Source organism: Streptomyces cadmiisoli, from assembly GCF_003261055.1.
GTDB classification, from domain to species: Bacteria; Actinomycetota; Actinomycetes; order Streptomycetales; family Streptomycetaceae; genus Streptomyces; species Streptomyces cadmiisoli.
On the sequence record NZ_CP030073.1, the window covers coordinates 7,280,404 to 7,298,035 of the forward strand.

The 17,632-nt window shown below is 72.7% G+C and carries 20 protein-coding genes; 12 read left to right on the forward strand and 8 right to left on the reverse strand.

Translation table 11 applies throughout. The features are described from left to right. Window positions 1–34: 34 nt before the first annotated feature. Together DN051_RS32010 and DN051_RS32015 are read right to left on the reverse strand one after the other, a co-directional pair. On the reverse strand, window positions 35–241 hold the full coding sequence (locus tag DN051_RS32010; RefSeq protein ID WP_053761518.1) for a DUF5999 family protein: 207 nt from the start codon (window positions 239–241) through the stop codon (window positions 35–37). A 356-nt stretch (window positions 242–597) separates the two neighbouring features. Then, window positions 598–1,182 carry a hypothetical protein gene (locus DN051_RS32015; protein WP_053761517.1) on the reverse strand — a complete coding sequence of 195 codons (585 nt, stop codon included), beginning with the start codon at window positions 1,180–1,182 and terminating at the stop codon, window positions 598–600. Between the two features lie 563 nt (window positions 1,183–1,745). Here DN051_RS32015 and DN051_RS32020 point away from each other — a divergent pair. Both DN051_RS32020 and DN051_RS32025 read left to right on the forward strand, forming a co-directional pair. Next, window positions 1,746–3,263 (forward strand): glutamate-cysteine ligase family protein, encoded by a 1,518-nt coding sequence (locus DN051_RS32020; RefSeq protein ID WP_053761516.1) that lies wholly within the window; start codon window positions 1,746–1,748, stop codon window positions 3,261–3,263. A gap of 147 nt (window positions 3,264–3,410) precedes the next feature. Next, window positions 3,411–4,211 (forward strand): CPBP family intramembrane glutamic endopeptidase, encoded by an 801-nt coding sequence (locus tag DN051_RS32025; protein WP_199314723.1) that lies wholly within the window; start codon window positions 3,411–3,413, stop codon window positions 4,209–4,211. Between the two features lie 46 nt (window positions 4,212–4,257). Here DN051_RS32025 and DN051_RS32030 read toward each other — a convergent pair whose 3' ends face one another. Continuing rightward, complete coding sequence (locus tag DN051_RS32030; RefSeq protein WP_053761514.1) at window positions 4,258–5,067, reverse strand: PhzF family phenazine biosynthesis protein; 810 nt, start codon at window positions 5,065–5,067, stop codon at window positions 4,258–4,260. A gap of 162 nt (window positions 5,068–5,229) precedes the next feature. On the opposite strand from DN051_RS32030, the gene DN051_RS32035 reads away from it, so the two are divergent. Then, the gene (locus DN051_RS32035) at window positions 5,230–5,853 is read left to right on the forward strand and encodes a PadR family transcriptional regulator (RefSeq protein ID WP_053761513.1); all 624 of its coding nucleotides are present in this window, start codon (window positions 5,230–5,232) and stop codon (window positions 5,851–5,853) included. Window positions 5,854–5,952: 99 nt separating this feature from the next. On the opposite strand, the gene DN051_RS32040 is transcribed toward DN051_RS32035, so the two are convergent. Beyond that, window positions 5,953–6,381, reverse strand: a complete 429-nt coding sequence (locus tag DN051_RS32040; RefSeq protein ID WP_053761512.1) for a type II toxin-antitoxin system Rv0910 family toxin — start codon at window positions 6,379–6,381, stop codon at window positions 5,953–5,955. A 233-nt stretch (window positions 6,382–6,614) separates the two neighbouring features. On the opposite strand from DN051_RS32040, the gene DN051_RS32045 reads away from it, so the two are divergent. The 3 genes from DN051_RS32045 to DN051_RS32055 all read left to right on the forward strand — a co-directional run bounded on the left by DN051_RS32045 (window position 6,615) and on the right by DN051_RS32055 (window position 9,415). Beyond that, complete coding sequence (locus DN051_RS32045) at window positions 6,615–7,169, forward strand: Clp protease N-terminal domain-containing protein (RefSeq protein ID WP_053761511.1); 555 nt, start codon at window positions 6,615–6,617, stop codon at window positions 7,167–7,169. A gap of 72 nt (window positions 7,170–7,241) precedes the next feature. Continuing rightward, the gene (locus tag DN051_RS32050; RefSeq protein WP_053761510.1) at window positions 7,242–8,246 is read left to right on the forward strand and encodes an EamA family transporter; all 1,005 of its coding nucleotides are present in this window, start codon (window positions 7,242–7,244) and stop codon (window positions 8,244–8,246) included. A gap of 185 nt (window positions 8,247–8,431) precedes the next feature. Next, window positions 8,432–9,415 carry a DMT family transporter gene (locus tag DN051_RS32055; protein WP_112440162.1) on the forward strand — a complete coding sequence of 328 codons (984 nt, stop codon included), beginning with the start codon at window positions 8,432–8,434 and terminating at the stop codon, window positions 9,413–9,415. Window positions 9,416–9,608: 193 nt separating this feature from the next. Here the strand turns inward: DN051_RS32055 and DN051_RS32060 are convergent, their stop codons facing one another. Then, a complete protein-coding gene (locus DN051_RS32060; RefSeq protein WP_053761508.1) occupies window positions 9,609–10,292 on the reverse strand; it encodes a pyridoxamine 5'-phosphate oxidase family protein in 684 nt (227 codons plus the stop codon). Between the two features lie 35 nt (window positions 10,293–10,327). Here DN051_RS32060 and DN051_RS32065 point away from each other — a divergent pair, with 35 nt between their 5' ends. Beyond that, the gene (locus DN051_RS32065) at window positions 10,328–11,659 is read left to right on the forward strand and encodes an aminotransferase class I/II-fold pyridoxal phosphate-dependent enzyme (protein WP_112442546.1); all 1,332 of its coding nucleotides are present in this window, start codon (window positions 10,328–10,330) and stop codon (window positions 11,657–11,659) included. A 206-nt stretch (window positions 11,660–11,865) separates the two neighbouring features. On the opposite strand, the gene DN051_RS32070 is transcribed toward DN051_RS32065, so the two are convergent. Further along, a complete protein-coding gene (locus DN051_RS32070) occupies window positions 11,866–12,792 on the reverse strand; it encodes a DMT family transporter (protein WP_246040678.1) in 927 nt (308 codons plus the stop codon). 74 nt (window positions 12,793–12,866) lie between these two features. On the opposite strand from DN051_RS32070, the gene DN051_RS32075 reads away from it, so the two are divergent. Beyond that, complete coding sequence (locus DN051_RS32075; protein WP_053761506.1) at window positions 12,867–13,775, forward strand: LysR family transcriptional regulator; 909 nt, start codon at window positions 12,867–12,869, stop codon at window positions 13,773–13,775. A 5-nt stretch (window positions 13,776–13,780) separates the two neighbouring features. Here DN051_RS32075 and DN051_RS32080 read toward each other — a convergent pair whose 3' ends face one another. Then, window positions 13,781–14,248: a pyridoxamine 5'-phosphate oxidase family protein gene (locus tag DN051_RS32080; RefSeq protein WP_053761505.1), complete on the reverse strand. Its 468-nt coding sequence runs from the start codon at window positions 14,246–14,248 to the stop codon at window positions 13,781–13,783. 121 nt (window positions 14,249–14,369) lie between these two features. Here DN051_RS32080 and DN051_RS32085 point away from each other — a divergent pair, with 121 nt between their 5' ends. Beyond that, window positions 14,370–15,011 carry a cysteine hydrolase family protein gene (locus DN051_RS32085; RefSeq protein WP_053761504.1) on the forward strand — a complete coding sequence of 214 codons (642 nt, stop codon included), beginning with the start codon at window positions 14,370–14,372 and terminating at the stop codon, window positions 15,009–15,011. 3 nt (window positions 15,012–15,014) lie between these two features. Here the strand turns inward: DN051_RS32085 and DN051_RS32090 are convergent, their stop codons facing one another. Further along, window positions 15,015–15,446: a Rieske (2Fe-2S) protein gene (locus tag DN051_RS32090; RefSeq protein WP_053761503.1), complete on the reverse strand. Its 432-nt coding sequence runs from the start codon at window positions 15,444–15,446 to the stop codon at window positions 15,015–15,017. A gap of 149 nt (window positions 15,447–15,595) precedes the next feature. Here DN051_RS32090 and DN051_RS32095 point away from each other — a divergent pair, with 149 nt between their 5' ends. From DN051_RS32095 to fabG, 3 genes are all read left to right on the forward strand, one after another. Then, window positions 15,596–16,351, forward strand: a complete 756-nt coding sequence (locus tag DN051_RS32095) for a HipA family kinase (protein WP_053761502.1) — start codon at window positions 15,596–15,598, stop codon at window positions 16,349–16,351. Further along, the gene (locus DN051_RS32100; RefSeq protein ID WP_053761501.1) at window positions 16,348–16,731 is read left to right on the forward strand and encodes a DUF3037 domain-containing protein; all 384 of its coding nucleotides are present in this window, start codon (window positions 16,348–16,350) and stop codon (window positions 16,729–16,731) included. Before DN051_RS32095 ends, DN051_RS32100 begins: the two co-directional genes overlap by 4 nt. 134 nt (window positions 16,732–16,865) lie before the next feature. Then, window positions 16,866–17,627, forward strand: a complete 762-nt coding sequence (gene fabG, locus DN051_RS32105; RefSeq protein ID WP_053761500.1) for a 3-oxoacyl-ACP reductase FabG — start codon at window positions 16,866–16,868, stop codon at window positions 17,625–17,627. Window positions 17,628–17,632: the final 5 nt, after the last annotated feature.

The window sequence follows — 17,632 nt, forward strand, 5'->3', positions numbered from 1 at the left end:
TGTCCTCGGGCGGTGTCCGCCGCCCGGTCCGTGCTCAGGCGGCGGTCATCACGCGACTGCCGTCCAGCGGACGGTGAGGCGCGATGATCTGGCCGTCCGGCAGGAGTTCACCGGTGTCCTCGAAGAGCACGACCCCGTTGCACAGCAGGGACCAGCCCTGCTCCGGGTGATGCGCCACGAGGCGGGCGGAATCCCGGTCGGCGGAGTCGGCGGTCGGGCACGGTGGCTGGTGCTGGCACATGGAAGGGATCTTTCGCTCTGATGTGGTGTTCATGGCCGCCCCCGTTGTGTTCCAGTCGGTCGAACCCAGTGTTGCTCCACGGGCGTCAATCCGCAGGGATTTGGATGCACCGCTTCTTCACAGGTTGATGACGCATCACCCGGCCGGGCGGTTCACTCCAACTGGAGGGTCATTTCGGGTGGTTCGACATGGCCGGACGGGGCTAGTCCGGACGGGCAGAGCGGTCATTCGGCTCGTACGAGCAATTCGGTGCTCTTGCGAGCGGGAAATGCGGGGGGCGTGGCGAACTCCGAGGCCGGGAAAGGCGTGTGCCCCGCCGCCGGAGGTCCGGCGGCGGGGCACACGAGGCCCGTCTCTCAGGCGGGCGAGCCCATCAGGGGCGGCGGCACCGAGCGGAGGGTCAGCACCGGGAGCAGATCGGCGACCCGGTGCGGATGGTGGGCCGCGATGCCGGGCGGAGCGGGAGCCAGCGGCACCAGCAGGTCGGTGGCCGCGGGGTGGCCGTCGGCACCGTCGGCGGCGCAGTCGCCGTGCAGCCACAGCGTGAGCATGTACAGGCTGGGCACGGACAGCAGACGGGGCTGGTACGCCTGGGGCAGGGATTCGGCCTGACGCAGGGCCCGCTCGGTCGAGGCGACGTAGGGCCCCTCGAAGAAGTGCGAGAAGGCCCAGCCGTCCGGAGTGAGCATGGTCTCGGCGGCGGCCACCGCCTGATCGCCGCAGCGGATCAGGAAGCGCCAGCCGGCGAGGCGGGTGCCGGGCGAGCCCTTGCCGGTGATCCGGTCCAGTACGTGGACGGGCAGCGGGAGTTCGGGCGTGGCGGGCCCTTGGGCGGCGCGCAGCGAGGGCGTTCGGGCCTCACGCACGGCGGTCGGGGAACCGAGTGCGGTGAGGACGGAGCGAAGTGCGGGCGCGGGAGCCGGCGGGACATGCAGCGGCATGGTGGGTCGCCTCTCATTCGACAGGCAAGTAGGCGCATGGTGACGGGGGCGGACGGCGCTGTCAGCTCACGGGGACAGGGAGGCGGGAGCCGGGGTCCGTGCACCAGGGGTGTGGGTGTGAGGACTGCCGTACGCCAACTCGACGGCAGGTTCCTCCGACCGCGGGCGCCAACCTTCTTCCTTGGGCGGAGTTTATACCTCGTTTGTTCATTCGATGTTTCGTCTAAACGCTCGCGGGCACTCGCACAAGGGTTCATTCGGACGGCGATACGTGGAAATCATCCCGATTCGCAGCGGGCCGCGCGGCGATGACCTCGCGAAATGCCTGCGACGCGGTAGGCCAATTCTCGTCGGCGTTTTTCACGAGTTCGCAGCGGCCGGAAAGTGCAGGTTGCAACTTGCCCGGGGAATGTGCCGCCGGTCATGTACGGCCCAAGTGGCCAGAGTAGCGGCTGCGGACACTCGCCGGGGGCGTTATGGATCGCTCGGGCTGGGCATCATCCTCCCTGACCCGGACACCGGCGGCCGGATCTCCGGCCCGCCCACCGAGGAGGGACGCTTCGATGGGGGAGAAGGTGGTGGCGGGCGCGTTCGACCTGTCCGACCGCCAGCGGTACCGCACCAAGCTCCGGCAGTGCCTGCGGGGACTGGAGCGGTTGCTGGAGGAGAAGCGGTTCGATCGCCCCAGGAACCTCATGGGTCTGGAGATCGAGCTGAATCTCGCCGGGGCCGACGGCATGCCGAGAATGCTCAATGCCCAGGTGCTGGAAAGGATCGCAAGCCGAGATTTCCAAACAGAACTCGCCATGTTCAACCTGGAAGTCAACATCACCCCGCACCGCCTGGGCGGCCGGGTATTCGACCGGCTCGCGGAAGAAGTGCGCACGGCTCTGGCGTATGCCCACCGGAAAGCGAACGAGGTGGACGCGGGAATCGTGATGATCGGCATTCTGCCGACCCTCGACCGCGACGACCTGGTCTCCTCGAACCTCTCCGACGTCGACCGCTACACCCTGCTCAACGACCAGATCGTGGCCGCCCGCGGGGAGGACTTCACTCTGGACATCGACGGTGTCGAGCGTCTGACCTGCACTTCCAAGTCGATCGCGCCCGAAGCCGCCTGCACCTCGCTCCAGTTGCACCTCCAGGTCACGCCGGCCCGCTTCCCCGACGTGTGGAACGCGGCGCAGGCCGCCTGCGCCGCGCAGATCGCCGTCGGCGCCAACTCCCCCTTCCTGTTCGGCCGTGAACTGTGGCGCGAGTCCCGGCCGCCGCTGTTCCAGCAGTCCACCGACACCCGCCCGCCCGAGCTGCAGGCCCAGGGGGTCCGGCCGCGCACCTGGTTCGGGGAGCGGTGGATCGACTCGGCGTTCGACCTCTTCGAGGAGAACCTGCGCTACTACCCCGCGCTGCTGCCGATCTGCGACGACGAGGACCCGCTGGCGGTCCTCGACGCCGGCGGCGTGCCCAAGCTCGCCGAACTCGTCCTGCACAACGGCACGGTGTACCGCTGGAACCGGCCCGTCTACGGCATCGCCGACGGTGTCCCGCATCTGCGGGTGGAGAACCGCGTCCTGCCGGCCGGCCCGACCGTGACCGACGTCATCGCCAACGCCGCCTTCTACTACGGCGTGGTACGGGCGCTCGCCGAGGACTCCCGGCCGGTGTGGGGCCGGCTGCCGTTCGACGCCGCCGCCGCCAACTTCGACGCCGCCTGCCGCCACGGCATCGAGGCCCGCTTCGTCTGGCCGCGGCGCGGACGGTACGGCGGGACGGCCGAGGTCGACGCGGTCAGCCTCGTACGGGACGAACTGCTCCCGCTCGCCGAGGCCGGGCTGGACGCCTGGGGTGTCGAACCGGCCGACCGCGACTACTACCTCGGTGTGATCGACGAGCGCTGCCGGCGCCGGGTCAACGGGGCCTCCTGGCAGGTCGCGACCTTCCACCGGGCGCGGGAGGGCGGCATGTCGCGCGCGCAGGCACTCGCGGCGACGACACGGCGCTATGCGGAACTGATGCACCTCGGGGAACCGGTGCACACCTGGCCGGTGGGCCTGCCCGAGCCGGCCAGGACCGGATGACCGAACCGCTGTGAGGGGGGAGCCGCGGCACGGCGGACACGCGTCTGCCAGGCTGGCGGGTGCCGGTGTGTGCGATCTTCGTAACCTTGTCGGAAGGCCGACGGGCGAGGATGTGCGCGAGGCCGGACCACTCGACAGGAGGCAGGCGTGCAGGCGGAGCAGGGCCCGATGGCCGAACCCGGGACTCCGCAGCGGGCGTCGCGGCGGATTCTCCGTGACGAGACGCTGCTCGTGCTCGCGCTGTCGCTCGGCGCCAGCGGTGTCTCCGCGCTGATCAGCTTCATCGGATCCGTCACCAGACCCGGCGGGCTGAAGGACCAGGCGGCGACCCTCAACGCCTCCGCCGCCCCCGGCCGCCCCTGGCTCGACCTGGCCTGGCAGCTCTTCGGCATCACGACCGCCCTCGTTCCCGTCGCCCTCGTCGCGCACTTCCTGCTGCGCGAGGGGCGGAGCCTGAGGACGCTCGGCTTCGACCGCACCGAGCCGTGGCCGGACCTCGGGCGGGGAGCCGCCGTCGCCGCGGTGATCGGCAGCAGCGGCATCGCCTTCTACCTGCTCGCGCGGGGCCTCGGCTTCAACCTCACCGTCGTCCCCGAGGCCTTGCCCGACGTGTGGTGGAAGTTCCCGGTGCTGATCCTTTCGGCGCTCCAGAACTCCATCGTCGAAGAAGTGATCGTCGTCGGCTATCTGCTGCGCCGGCTCGACCAGTTGGGCTGGTCCCCCACCTCGGCGCTGGTGGCGAGTTCCGTACTGCGCGGTTCCTACCACCTCTACCAGGGCATCGGCGGCTTCATCGGCAACATGGTGATGGGCGTGGTCTTCGTCCTCCTGTACCGGCGGTGGGGCCGGGTGGGCCCGCTGGTGGTCGCGCACACGCTGCTCGACATCGGGGCGTTCGTCGGCTACGCGCTGCTCGCGGGCAAGGTGGACTGGCTGCCCACGGCGTGACGCCGCGGACCCCAGAGCCTGTCCGCCCCTCCCCGGCCGCCCGGCCCTAAGCGAGCAGTTCCCCCTCGATGACGGTGACCGCGCTGCCGCCGAGCAGCGTGCGGTCGCCGCGCAGCGCGGTGCGGACGTGGCCGGAGCGGGGGGAGGCCTGGAGGCCGGTGAGGTCGGTGCGGCCGAGGCGCCGCGACCAGTAGGGGGCGAGTGCCGTGTGCGCGCTGCCGGTGACCGGGTCCTCGTCGATGCCCACGTTCGGGAAGAAGCAGCGCGAGACGTAGTCGTGGCCCGGCGCGGCGTCCTCCGCCCGCGCGGTGGCGATCACGCCCCGCGCCGAATGGGCGCCGAGGGCCCGGTGATCGGGGCGCAGCGCACGGACCGTCCGCTCGTCGGCGAGTTCGACGAGCAGGTCGCCGACCAGCGGGCCGGTGTCGAAGGCCGCGTGCGGCCGGGCACCGAGAGCGTCCGCGAGGCCCTCGGGGACGTCGACCGGGGTGAGCGGCGCGGTGGGGAAGTCGAGGGTGATCGAGCCGTCCTCGCCGGGAGTCGCCACGAGGACACCGCTGCGGGTGGCGAACCGCACCGCGCCGGCGTGGGCGCCCGTGCTGTGCAGGACGTGGGCGGTGGCGAGCGTGGCGTGGCCGCACATCGCGACCTCGGCCATCGGTGTGAACCACCGCAGCGCCCAGTCGGCCGTGCCTCCGTCCGGCAGCGGGTGCGCGAAGGCGGTCTCCGCGTGGTTGACCTCCATGGCCACGCGCTGGAGCCAGTCGTCGTCGGGGAAGGCGTCGAGGATCAGGACCCCGGCCGGGTTCCCGGTGAACGGGCGGTCGGTGAAGGCGTCGACGATTCGAATCCGCATGACGACGACGCTAAGGGCGCGGCGCACCCGCGGGCCAAGGCCAATTCACGGGTCCTGGACCTGGTGGGGGAGGGCGGCTGTCGGAAGTGTCTTGTCGGGTGAGCTATTCCGATATATCGTTGAGGTATCGCGACTGATCAATGATGGATTGGAGTGACGGGGATGCGCGGCGAAGGACACGAGTACGGGCACGGACACGGCGGCCACCGCCGCGGCCGGGGCGACTTCGACGGCCGCCGTGAGGCGTTCGGGCCGTTCGGTCCCGGTCCCCACGGCTTCGGACCGGGCGGGCCGGGCTTCGGCCCCGGGCACTGGGGCGGACGAGGACGCGGTGGACCGCGGGGCAGGGCGCGGCGAGGCGACGTCCGGGCCTCGATCCTGGCCCTGTTGAAGGACCGGCCCATGCACGGCTACGAGATGATCCAGGAGATCGCCGAGCGCAGCGGCGGGGCGTGGAAGCCCAGCCCCGGCTCGGTGTACCCCACTCTCCAACTGCTGGAGGACGAGGGCCTGATCGTCAGTGCCAGCGAGGGCGGCAAGAAGCTGTTCTCGCTCACGGAGCAGGGCCGCGCCGCCGCCGAGGAGGGCCCTGACGCGCCCTGGGAGGCGGCCTCGCGCGGGATCGACTGGGAAGCGCTCGGTGAGGTCCGGCAGGCGGGCCTGGGCCTGATGGAGGCGTTCGGCCAGGTCTGGAAGACCGGCAGCGCGGAGCAGCGGGACAAGGCCGTCGCGGTCGTCAACGAGGCCCGCAAGAAGCTGTACCTGATCCTCGCGGACGAGGACTGACGGGCCGCCCGGCGAGCCGGCGGCGCCCCGCGGAGCGATCCGCGCGGCGCCGCTCGGTGGTTCCGGCCCTCTTCTCGGACGGCCGGGCGCACAAAGAGTTCAGGCCACCAGCCCGCCGAGCTTGCGCAGCGACTCGTCCAGCGCGGCCGTCGCCGAGTCCTTGAGCTTGCCCGCCATCAACGAGACCGCGGCGCCGGTGAACTCCCCGTCGATGCGGACGGTCGTGGCGTCGCCGTCCGGTGTGAGCGTGTACCGCGTGGCGACGGTGACGGCCATCGGGCCCTTGCCGCGAATGGCCAGCACCCTGGCCGGCTCCATCTCCTCCACCGTCCACTCGACCTCGGCCGGGAAGCCCATGAGCTTCATGTTCTCCTGGAAGGTCGCGCCGACCTCCAGGGCCGAGGGGCCGCCCCCGGGGAAGCTCGTGTGGGTGGCGTTCCACTCTCCGTACGCGGACCAGTCCGTGAGCCGCGCCCAGACCTTCTCGGCCGGTGCCCCGATCCGTGCCTCCGAGCTGACTTCGGCCATACGACCACCCCTTCGTGTCGGGCTTGGGTGTCGCGGAACGTAGCCGGAGGGGCCCGAACATTCAATACTGATGAACCGTCAGGAAATGTGGAGGTCGCGGGCGACCGGGACCGAATCGGCCTGATCTCCTCCGTAGGGAGGAGATTCCGGCCGGCGATGTCCGCTCTGCGTGGGACGCGAAGATGCTTCTGACCGGGGATGACCGGAGCCGGAGGGGCTGATGGGGTGAGGGGGTGCAAGACCGTATCCCCCGGCAGCCGGCCCGCGAAGCGCGCGGCGCCCTCGGCGCGGACGACGATCCCCGGCTCAGCGCTGAGCTGGCGGCGATGGTCGCCGGTGCCCGCAGGCGAGCCCTCAGGGACGGGGACCGCCATATCGACACCGCTCATCTGCTGCACTCGCTGCTGGAGTCCGACCCCGCCGTGCGCGCGGTGTTCGACGACGGCCCGCAACTGGCGCGACTGCTCGGCTACCTCGTGCAGCGCAGCATCGGCTACGGCCTGCGGTGGCAGAGCACGGTCGAGGACTCCGGCGCCCTTCCGCTCGTCCACGGCACCGAGGGCTACTCGCCGCTGGCCGCCGGCGCGATGTCCCACGCCGCCGAGCGGGCCGCGCGACGCGGTGACGACCAGGCACGCGGCGTCGATCTGCTCGCGGCGATCGTCATGGACCCGCAGGCACGCGCCGTCGAGGTGCTCGACCGTGCCGGTGTGGACGCGGGCGAGCTGCACGCCCGGATCGAGAAGGGCTGCGAGGAGTACGTGCCGGGCGGCGAGCCCGGCTGCTGACCCGCCGCGGGACGTCCACTCGCTGAGACAGGTGTCAACGGGGGTGACGCTCATGTCATCGCCTGTCATCATGTGCCGATGCCTACGTCAGTCAGCAGTCGGAACAGCTGCGGCAAGGGAGCCGCGCTCACCCTCGCGCTCGGGTCGGCGCTCGCCTTCGGCGGATCGGGTGTCGCCGCCAAGCCGCTGATCGAGGCCGGCCTGGATCCCCTGCACGTCGTATGGCTGCGGGTGGCCGGCGCGGCCCTGGTGATGCTGCCGCTCGCCGTGCGCCACCGCGCGCTGCTGCGCCGCCGTCCCGCGCTGCTCGCCGGGTTCGGACTGCTGGCCGTGGCCGGAGTGCAGGCCTGCTACTTCGCCGCGATCTCCCGTATCCCGGTCGGTGTCGCGCTGCTCGTCGAGTACCTCGCGCCCGCCCTGGTCCTCGGCTGGGTGCGGTTCGTGCAGCGGCGGCCCGTGACGCGCGCCGCCGCGCTCGGGGTGGTGCTGGCCGTCGGCGGTCTCGCCTGTGTCGTGGAGGTGTGGTCCGGGCTCGGCTTCGACGCCGTCGGCCTGCTGCTCGCGCTCGGCGCCGCCTGCTGCCAGGTCGGCTACTTCGTCCTGTCCGACCAGGGCGGCGACTCCGGCGCCGACGCCCCGGACCCGCTCGGCGTCATCGCGTACGGCCTGCTCATCGGCGCCGCTGTGCTGACCGTCGTCGCCCGCCCCTGGACCATGGAGTGGGCGGTGCTCGGCCGGGCCGCGCAGCTGGACGGCACGGCCGTCCCGGCCTTCGCGCTGCTCGCCTGGATCGTGCTGATAGCGACCGTCGTCGCCTACGTCACCGGTGTCGTCTCCATACGGCGGCTCTCCCCGCAGGTCGCCGGGGTCGTGGCCTGCCTGGAGGCCGTCATCGCGACCGTTCTGGCCTGGGTGCTGCTCGGGGAGCACCTGTCGGCGCCGCAGATCGTCGGCGGTGCGGTGGTGCTGGTCGGGGCGTTCATCGCCCAGTCGTCGACACCCGCGAAGGGTTCCGCCGAACCGGTCGCCGCCGGCGCCCCCGAGCGCGAGTTGTCGGCACGCGGAACGGCGGCATAGGGTGTCGATCATGCATTCGGACGCACGCGTTCTTCCGCCCCCGGCCGCCTGAGGCGGGCCTCCGGAAACCCGTCCGGCGTGATGTCGCCGGGCTGGACGGTGCTGCCCGCGGAAGACGTCCGCGACCCCGCTGAGCGGCGGTCCCCGAACTTCCGCGCACTCGTGCGCATCCGCGGAGAGAACACGTGTCCACTGCTTCCCCTGCCGTCTCCGGCCTGCCCGTCGGGCGTGGCCTGCTGTATCTGATCGTCGCCGGTGCCGCCTGGGGCACCGCGGGCGCGGCCGCCGCGCTGGTCTACCGGACCAGCGACATGGGCTCCGTCACCCTGTCCTTCTGGCGCTGCGCGGCCGGACTGGTCCTGCTGCTCGCGGTCCGCGGGCTGCGTCCGCAGACCCGGGCCGTCCGAACGCCCGAACCCGCCGTCCGCAAGGCGCTGCGCATCGGTGCCACCGGGCTCGGCCTCGCCGTGTTCCAGACGGCCTACTTCGCCGCGGTGTCGGCCACCGGCCTGGCCGTCGCGACCGTCGTCACGCTCGGCGCCGGCCCCGTGCTGATCGCACTCGGCGCGCGGCTGACCATGGGGGAGCGGCTGGGCCGGGCCGGCCTCACGGCCGTGACCGGGGCGCTCACCGGGCTGGGGGTGCTCGTGCTCGGCGGCGAGGGGACGGCCGTGCGCCCCTGGGGCGTCGCGCTGGCCCTGCTGTCCGCCGCCGGCTACAGCGCGATGACCCTGCTCACCCGGTACTGGGGCCGCGACGGCGGGGCGGACGCCTCCGGCACGACCGCCTCGGCGTTCGCGGTGACCACCCTGTGCCTGCTGCCGTTCGCGCTGGCCGAGGGACTCGTGCCGCACACCGCCGACCCCGCCCGGCTGGTGTGGCTCGTGGCGTACATCGCGGCGGTCCCCACGGCGCTCGCGTACGCGCTGTACTTCGCGGGCGCGGCCGTGGTGCGGTCCGCGACCGTCTCCGTGATCATGCTCCTGGAGCCGGTCAGCGCCGCCGTCCTGGCCGTCGCCCTGCTCGGTGAACGGCTCACCGCGGCCACACTGGCCGGCACCCTGCTGATGCTCGGCTCGGTCACGGGCCTCGCGGTCGCCGAGGCGCGCGGGGCACGGGCGCGGCCCGGCGCTGACCCGCTCACCGGGACGTCACCCGTACGCGGGTGACCGTCCCGCCGCGGCCGGCGTGGTGGGCGCGGCGCGGCGGCCGCACGCGCGGGCTGCTGCGCGGGCCGCGGACGGCGGGGCGGCCCTGGTGGCGGAGCGCCGGCGGGGGCCGCCGCCCGGCGCCGGCGGCATCAAGCGGTTCCCTGCGCGTCGGTCGAGGTCGCGGCGCGCCGCCGCGCCGGACGGACCGGCGTCACAGCGCCGCCAGGTAGCCCGGCAGCGCCGTGCCGGGGGCCAGGTCCGGATCGGCGACCGGCGGCTCGTACCCCTTGCGCAGCGGCACGACACCGGCCCAGTGGGGCAGCGCGAGATCCTCGGGCTCGTCGCCCACCCCGCCCGTGCGGAGCTTGGCGGAGACCTCGTCGAGGCCGAGGCGGAGCACGGCGGTGGCGGCGAACTCCTTGGCGTTGGCCGGCCGGGAGTCCCGTGAGCGGCCGGGCACCACCTGGTCGACGAGCGCGTCGAGCGCCAGCCGCTTCTCGTCGGGGTCGGTGACGTCGTGGGCGGTGCCGTGCACCACCACGGAGCGGTAGTTGATCGAGTGGTGGAAGGCCGAGCGGGCCAGGACCAGTCCGTCGACGTGCGTGACCGTCAGGCACACCGCGAGACCGGGATCGGCCTTCCCGGCCATCCGCAGCGGGCGCGAGCCGGTCGAACCGTGCACGTACAGCCGGTCGCCGACCCGGGTGTACAGCGTGGGCAGGACGACCGGCGCCCCGTCGCGGACGAAGCCGAGATGGCAGACGTAGCCCTCGTCGAGAATCGAGTGCACCACGTCCTTGTCGTACGAGGCCTTGTGCGCGGCGCGGGTGGGCACCGTGCGGTCGGTGGCCGGGTAGACCGCGGATCGCGACGGCGTTTCCCTGCTTCCCTGCATGGCGGTCTCCATTGCACTAGTGCATAATGGGCTTTGTGCTAGGAGAGTATCGGATCGAAGGACGGGGCGCAGCGGAGATTTCCGCGAGCGTCGAGCGCGCGGTGGGCGCGGGTGCCCTGCCCCCGGGCCACCTTCTGCCGCCCATGCGGGAGTTGGCGGCCCGGCTCGGCGTCAATCCCAACACCGTCGCGGCCGCCTACCGGATCCTGCGGGAGCGCGGGGTCATCGAGACCGCCGGGCGCCGGGGCAGCCGGGTGCGGGCCAAGCCGGCCACGACCGCGCGGGACGCCATCCGCGTGGATGTGCCGGAGGGGGTGCGCGACATGGCCGCGGGGAACCCGGATCCGGCGCTGCTGCCCCCGCTGGCGACGGCGTTCGCCGCGGCGGGGGCGCAGGCGGACCGGGAGCCGGTGCTCTACGGCGACGCGCCCGTGGAACCCGAGCTGGCCCGCGTCGCCCGCGCCGACCTGGACGCCGGGGGAGTGCCCGACGGGCCGGTGGTGGTCACCTCCGGCTCGCTGGACGCGGTCGAGCGGGTCCTCGCCGCGCACCTCAAGCCCGGTGACGCCGTCGCGGTGGAGGATCCCGGGTGGGGCAGCCTCCTCGACCTCGTCCCCGCGCTCGGCCTGCGCACCGTGCCCGTGCAGGTCGACGACGACGGACCGCTGCCCGCGGACGTGGACCGCGCCCTGGCGGCCGGCGCGCGGGCGCTGATCGTCACCGACCGCGCGCAGAATCCCACCGGGGCCGCGCTGAGCGCCGCACGCGCGCGTGCCCTGCGCACGGTGCTCGGGCGGCACCCCGACACGCTGCTGATCGAGGACGACCACGGCCACGGCATCGTCGACCTCCCCCTGCACCCTCTGGCGGGAGTCACCCGTCACTGGGCCTTCGTCCGTTCGACGGCCAAGGCCTTCGGGCCCGATCTGCGGATCGCCGTGCTCACCGGCGACGAGCTGACGCTGGACCGGGTCCGCGGGCGGCAGCGGCTGGGGCCCGGCTGGGTCAGCCGGCTCACCCAGCGGGCGGTGGTGCGGCTGTGGGCCGACGGCGCGGTGGACACGCCGGCGGTCTCGGCGGCGTACGGCGGACGCAGGGATGCCCTGATCGGCGCGCTGGCGCGGCACGGCATCGCGGCGTACGGGCGCAGCGGCCTGAACGTGTGGATCCCCGTGCCGGACGAGACCGGCGCCGTCGCCCGCCTGCAGCACGCCGGCTGGGCGGTCGCCCCCGGTGCCCGGTTCCGCATGAGCGTCCCGCCCGGTATCCGGGTCACCGTCTCGACACTGACCGAGGGCGAGGCCGGCCCACTGGCGGAGGCGATCGCCGCCGCCGTCCGTCCGGCGCCGGTGCGCAGCTACGTCTGACCAGCCCACGTGCGGGCCTGCGCCGTCCAGGCGCCGCCGCGGGTGGACCGGGGCAGTGGTGGCCGCGTCGCCCCGGTCCGGGAGACCGGGCCGCGCCCCGCCGACGGCCACCGGCTGCGGCTGGGCACGGCGACCGGACGGCCGCGGTTCGGCACGGCGACCGGACGGCCGCCGTCGGCCACCGGCTCAGGACCTCCGCTCCCGGGTCAGGACCTCCGCACCTGGGTCAGCGCCGCCCCCGCCAGCACGATCGCCGCGCCGACCGGTGTCGACCAGGTGAGCGACTCGCCGAGGATCGCGACTCCCGCGGCGGTGGCGATGACGGGGATGAAGTACGTGACCATCTGGGCCGTGGTCGGGCCGACCTCGGCGACCAGGCCGTACTGGACGAGCACGGCGAGACCCGTGCCGAGCGCGCCGAGCGCGACCACGGCGAGCAGCGGGACGAGGGGGAAGCGGTCCGGCGCAGCCGTGAACAGGGGGGTGACCACCGCCAGTTGCAATGTCGCGAGCAGCAACTGCGCCCCGGTGAGGGACAGATGCGAGTCGCCGGACGACGCCAGTGTGCGGCGGACGTAGATCCAGCCGATCGGGTAGCTGAGTGAGGCCAGCAGAGCCAGCGCGGTGCCGGTGGGCTCGACGCCGTTGAAGCCCTGCCAGGCGCCGAGCACCGTCAGCACACCGAGGAAGCCGAGGCCCAGTCCGGCCACCCGGACCCGGGTCGGCCGGTCCTCGGAGAGCGCCACCAGCGACAGGGCCATGCCCCACAGCGGCGAGGTGGCGTTGCAGATGCCGGCGAGCGTGGACGGGATGGTCAGCTCCGCGTAGGCGAACAGGGAGAAGGGCAGCGCGTTCAGCAGGAGTGCGGCGACCGTGAGATGCCCCCAGGTGTGTGCTCCGCGCGGCAGCCGCTCCCGCTTCACGACCATCACCGCCGCGAGCACCGCGGTGCCGAACAGCAGCCGGCCGAGGGTGACCTGGAAGGGGGCGTAGCCCTCGGTGCCCACCTTGATGAGCAGGAAGCTGAAGCCCCAGACCAGCGAGAGCGCCGCGAAGCGGAGCCGCCAGTCGAGACGGCGGCGGGAGCGGGCGGGGGTGCGGACGGGCGTGCGGGTGGTCACGGCGGTGGTCATGACAGCAACGATGGGGGAGCGGACTTCGTAGCACAATCGAGAATTCGCACGCTGTATCTCGTAGCATCGCTTACATGTTGAGTCTGGAGCGCCTGCGCACCCTGGACGCCCTCGCCCGGCACGGATCGGTGAGCGGCGCGGCCGAGGGGCTGCACATCACCACCTCGGCCGTCTCCCAGCAGATGGCCAAACTGGAGCGGGAGGTGGGCCAGCGGCTGCTCGCCAAGCACGGACGCGGCGTGCGGCTCACCGACGCCGGGCGGCTGCTCGCCCAGCACGCGGCGCGGATCCTGTCCCAGGTCGAGCTCGCCCAGTCCGACCTGGAGGCGCAGCGCGGACAGGTGGTGGGCGACCTGCGCCTGTCGGCGTTCCCGACCGCCGCGCGCGGACTGTTCCCCGTCGCGCTCGCCGCACTGCGCGTCGCGCATCCCGCGCTGCGGCTGCGCTCCTGCGAGCTGGAACCGGAGCAGGGGGTCAGGGGCGTCGTGCGCGGCGACCTCGACCTCGCGGTCGTCCTCGACTGGTACAACAAGCCGATGCCGCTGCCCGGCGGCCTCGTCAAGGCACCGATCCTGGACGATCCCGCCGATGTCGCGATGCCCGCCGGCCATCGCCTCGCCGACCGCGACGAGGTCGACCTCGGGGAGTTCGCGGAGGACGAGTGGATCACGTGGGGGGACGGCGAGTTCTGCCACGAGTGGCTGATGTTCACCCTGCGGTCGCGGGGCATCGAGCCGATCGTCGGCCACCGCGCCGCCGAGACGCACACCCAGCTCGGGCTCGTCGCGGCCGGGCTCGGGGTGTGCATCGCCCCGCTGCTCGGCCGCCACCCGGTGCCGGACGGGGTGGTCACCCGGCCGTTGCGGCAGCGGGTGCGCCGGCATGTGTACGTGGTCTGGCGGGCGGACGCCGACCGCCGCCCGTCGATCCGGGCGGCGGTCGAGGCACTGCGCGCCGCGGGGGAACGAGTCGGCGTCTCCTGAAGCCCTTACGGAGCGCCCAGCTTGCGGAAGTCCCAGGAGACGATCTTCTGCGGAGTCAGTCGCACCCAGGCGTGCCGCCCGTCGTGCGGCATCTCCTCCAGGCCGAAGTTCTTGCGGGCGAACAGCGTCTCGGGGAGGTCGAGTTCGGCGTGCAGCTCGCCGGTGCGAGGGCTCTCGCCGACGAACTCCACGGCCCCGGACAGCTCCGCGCCGCGCAGTTCGTCGTACTCCTCGCCCGTGTCGACCACGACGGCCACCCGCGGGTCGCGGCGCAGATCGGCCCACCGCTTGCTGCGCACCACGGAGTACAGCCACATCGAGGTGCCGTCCCAGGCGAACCACAGGGTGCTCACGTGCGGGGCGCCGTCGGCCGACACCGTGGCGACCCGGCAGGTGCGCTGGGAGGTGAGGAACTCGTCCAGCTCGCCGGGCGTCATCATGATCTTCCGGCCCCGGCGCTGAGTGGCTGTCATGCGATTCTCCTCGAGAGAACTACATCTGACGGTACGTCAGAAAAGCATGGATCGTCTTGCGTCCCCGTGCAATGGTGGTTCGGCCCACCGCTACTGCATCCGCCCGCGACGAGGGGGAACCATGTCGTCCCGCGAACGTCTCAGCGAACTCCTCGACCCCGCCGTCACCGTCCTGCTCACCGTCGAGTGCCAGCAGGGCGTCGTCGGCCCGGACAGCGCCCTGCCCGAGCTGGCCCGGCAGGTCCGCTCCTCGGGCGCCCTCGCCAACGTCGCCCGGCTGGTGGCCGCCGCGCACGACAGCGGCGTCCAGGTGATCCACGCCATCGCCGAACGCCGCCCCGACGGCCGCGGCGCGGGCCGCAACGCCCGGCTGTTCCGCGCCGCCGAACGCCTCCCCGTCCAGCAGCTGTCCGGCACCACGGCGGTACGTGTCGCACCCCCGATCGAGGTCACCGAGCAGGACTTCGTCGTACGCCGGCTGCACGGACTGTCGCCCATCCAGGGCACCGACGTCGACCCCCTGCTGCGCAACCTCGGCTGCCGCACGGTGATCGTCACCGGCGTCTCCGCGAACGTCGCGATCCCCAACGCGGTCTTCGACGCCGTCAACCGGGGGTACACGGCCGTCGTGCCGACCGACGCCATCGCAGGGGTGCCCGCCGACTACACCCCCGTGATGATCCGTCACACCCTCGCCCTGGTCGCCACCCTCGCGACCACCGAGGAGGTGCTGGGCTGCCTGCGGCGGCCGGTCGCCCGCTGACCGTCACGCCGTCCTGATCTCGTCCCCCTCCACGGCGATCCGCCGCTCGTCCAGCGGCTGGGTGGCCGGGCCCTGCTTGACGCTGCCGTCGGTCGCGGAGAACCGGCTGTCGTGACAGGGGCAGATGATGACGCCGTCCCTGACGTCCTTCACCGCGCAGCCCTGGTGGGTGCACTTCGAGGAGAACGCCTTGTACTCCCCCGCCACCGGCTGGGTGACCACCACGTCGCCGAAGACCTTCCCGCCGCCCTCGGGAACGTCGGACGTCCGGCCGAGGACTTCGCCGGAGACGGCGCCGGAACCGGTGTCGGAGGAGTCCTCCGACCCGCACGCGGCCAGCGCGGCGGCGAGCCCCGCGGCCCCGGCGGCGGCCATCACGGTGCGACGGGCAGGACCTGACACCGAGTGACGCGATGCGAGCGTTTCACCGGACATGCTGGCGTTCCCTTCGTCGACATGTGATGTCCAGCAGTACGGGTCGGGACACGTCCCGGTTCAGTCGCCACGCGGTTCTTGACCCGATCGAGGTCACGACCCGACGGGTGGCGCCCCAGCCGTCACGAACGCCCCAGTAGCCTGGGGCGATGCTCAAGGAAGTCATCGCGACCCGCTACGTCACGCCGTTGCGTGAGGGCGGCTCGCTGCCGGGACTCGTCGAGGCCGACGACTTCGGGACGTACGTCATGAAGTTCACCGGCGCCGGCCAGGGCCGCAAGACGCTCGTCGCGGAGGTGGTCTGCGGCGAACTGGCCCGCCGGCTGGGCCTGCGGGTGCCGCGCCTGGTCACCGTCGAACTCGACCCGGTCCTCGGGCTCGGCGAGCCCGACCAGGAGGTGCAGGAGCTGCTGAAGTCCAGCGGCGGCACCAACCTCGGCATGGACTTCCTGTCCGGCGCGCTCGGCTTCGACCCCCTCGCCTTCGACGTGGGCCCCGAGGAGGCGGGACGGATCGTCTGGTTCGACGCGCTGGTGAACAACGTCGACCGCTCCTGGCGCAACCCCAACCTGCTGATGCGGCACGGCGAGCTCTGGCTCATCGACCACGGCGCCACGATGATCTGGCACCACAACTGGCCCGGCGCGCAGACCTCCGCGGCCCGCCCCTACGACGCCTCCGACCACGCGCTGCGCCCGTTCGAGCCGGATGTGCGCTCGGCCGCCGCGGAGCTGGCCCCGCGCGTCACCGAGGACCTCCTCGCCGAGGTCACCGCGCAGATCCCGGAAGCCTGGCTGGCCGGCGAACCCGGCTTCGAGACGACCGACGCCCTCCGGCGGGCCTACGCCGAGCCCCTGCTCGCGCGCGCCGCCGCCGTCCACGAACGCATCCAGGGGGTCCGGTGAGCGACCGGCACGTCTTCGAATACGCACTGCTGCGGATCGTCCCGCGCATCGAACGGGGGGAGTGCGTCAACGCCGGAGTCCTCGTCTACTGCCGTGCCAAGTCCTACGTCGGTGCCCGCACGCATCTCGACGAGGCCCGGCTGCTGGCTCTCGACCCCGGCGTGGACCTGCCCGGCGTGCGTGCCGCGCTGCGCGCCGTGGAGGGCGTCTGCGCCGGGGGAGCGGCGGCCGGGCAGGCGGCGGGCGACGACGCGGGCCGGCGTTTCCGCTGGCTGATCGCGCCGCGCTCGACGGTCGTGCAGCCCGGTCCGGTGCACACCGGACTGACCGCGGATCCGGCCGCCGAGACCGAGCGGCTGCTCGACCTGCTGGTGAGGTGATGGATCACATGCACCCGATGGGCCGTTGACACCGGGTGCCAGGGCTTCTAGCGTCACGTCTGCTGAAGGTACTAAGCGGTCGCTCATCGGAGGGCGTCCCGCTGAGCCGCATCCAAGGGCGAGGAGAAACAGCAATGTCCACCACTGAGCAGCGGGTCGCCGTTGTCACCGGTGCCGCGCGCGGCATCGGTGCCGCCACCGCCGTACGCCTGGCGGCCGAGGGCCGCGCGGTCGCCGTGCTCGACCTCGACGAGGCCGCCTGCAAGGACACCGTGGAGAAGATCGTCGCGGCCGGCGGCAGGGCCGTCGCGGTCGGCTGCGACGTGTCCGACGAGGCCCAGGTCGAGGCGGCCGTCGCGCGCGTCGCCGAGGAGCTCGGCGCGCCGACGATCCTCGTCAACAACGCGGGCGTGCTCCGCGACAACCTGCTCTTCAAGATGAGTGTCGCCGACTGGGACACCGTCATGAACGTGCACCTGCGCGGCGCCTTCCTGATGTCCAAGGCCTGCCAGAAGCACATGGTGGACGCCGGCTTCGGCCGTATCGTCAACCTCTCCTCGTCCTCCGCCCTCGGCAACCGCGGCCAGGTCAACTACTCCGCCGCCAAGGCCGGCCTCCAGGGCTTCACCAAGACCCTCGCCAAGGAGCTGGGCAAGTTCGGCGTCACCGCCAACGCCGTCGCCCCCGGCTTCATCGCCACCGACATGACCGCCGCCACCGCCGAGCGCGTCGGCATGGGCTTCGAGGACTTCAAGGCCGCCGCCGCCACCATGATCCCCGTGCAGCGTGTCGGCGAGCCCGACGACATCGCCAACGCCATCGCCTTCTTCACGGGCGACGCGGCCGGCTTCGTCTCCGGCCAGGTGCTGTACGTCGCCGGCGGACCGCTCGACTAAGGGGA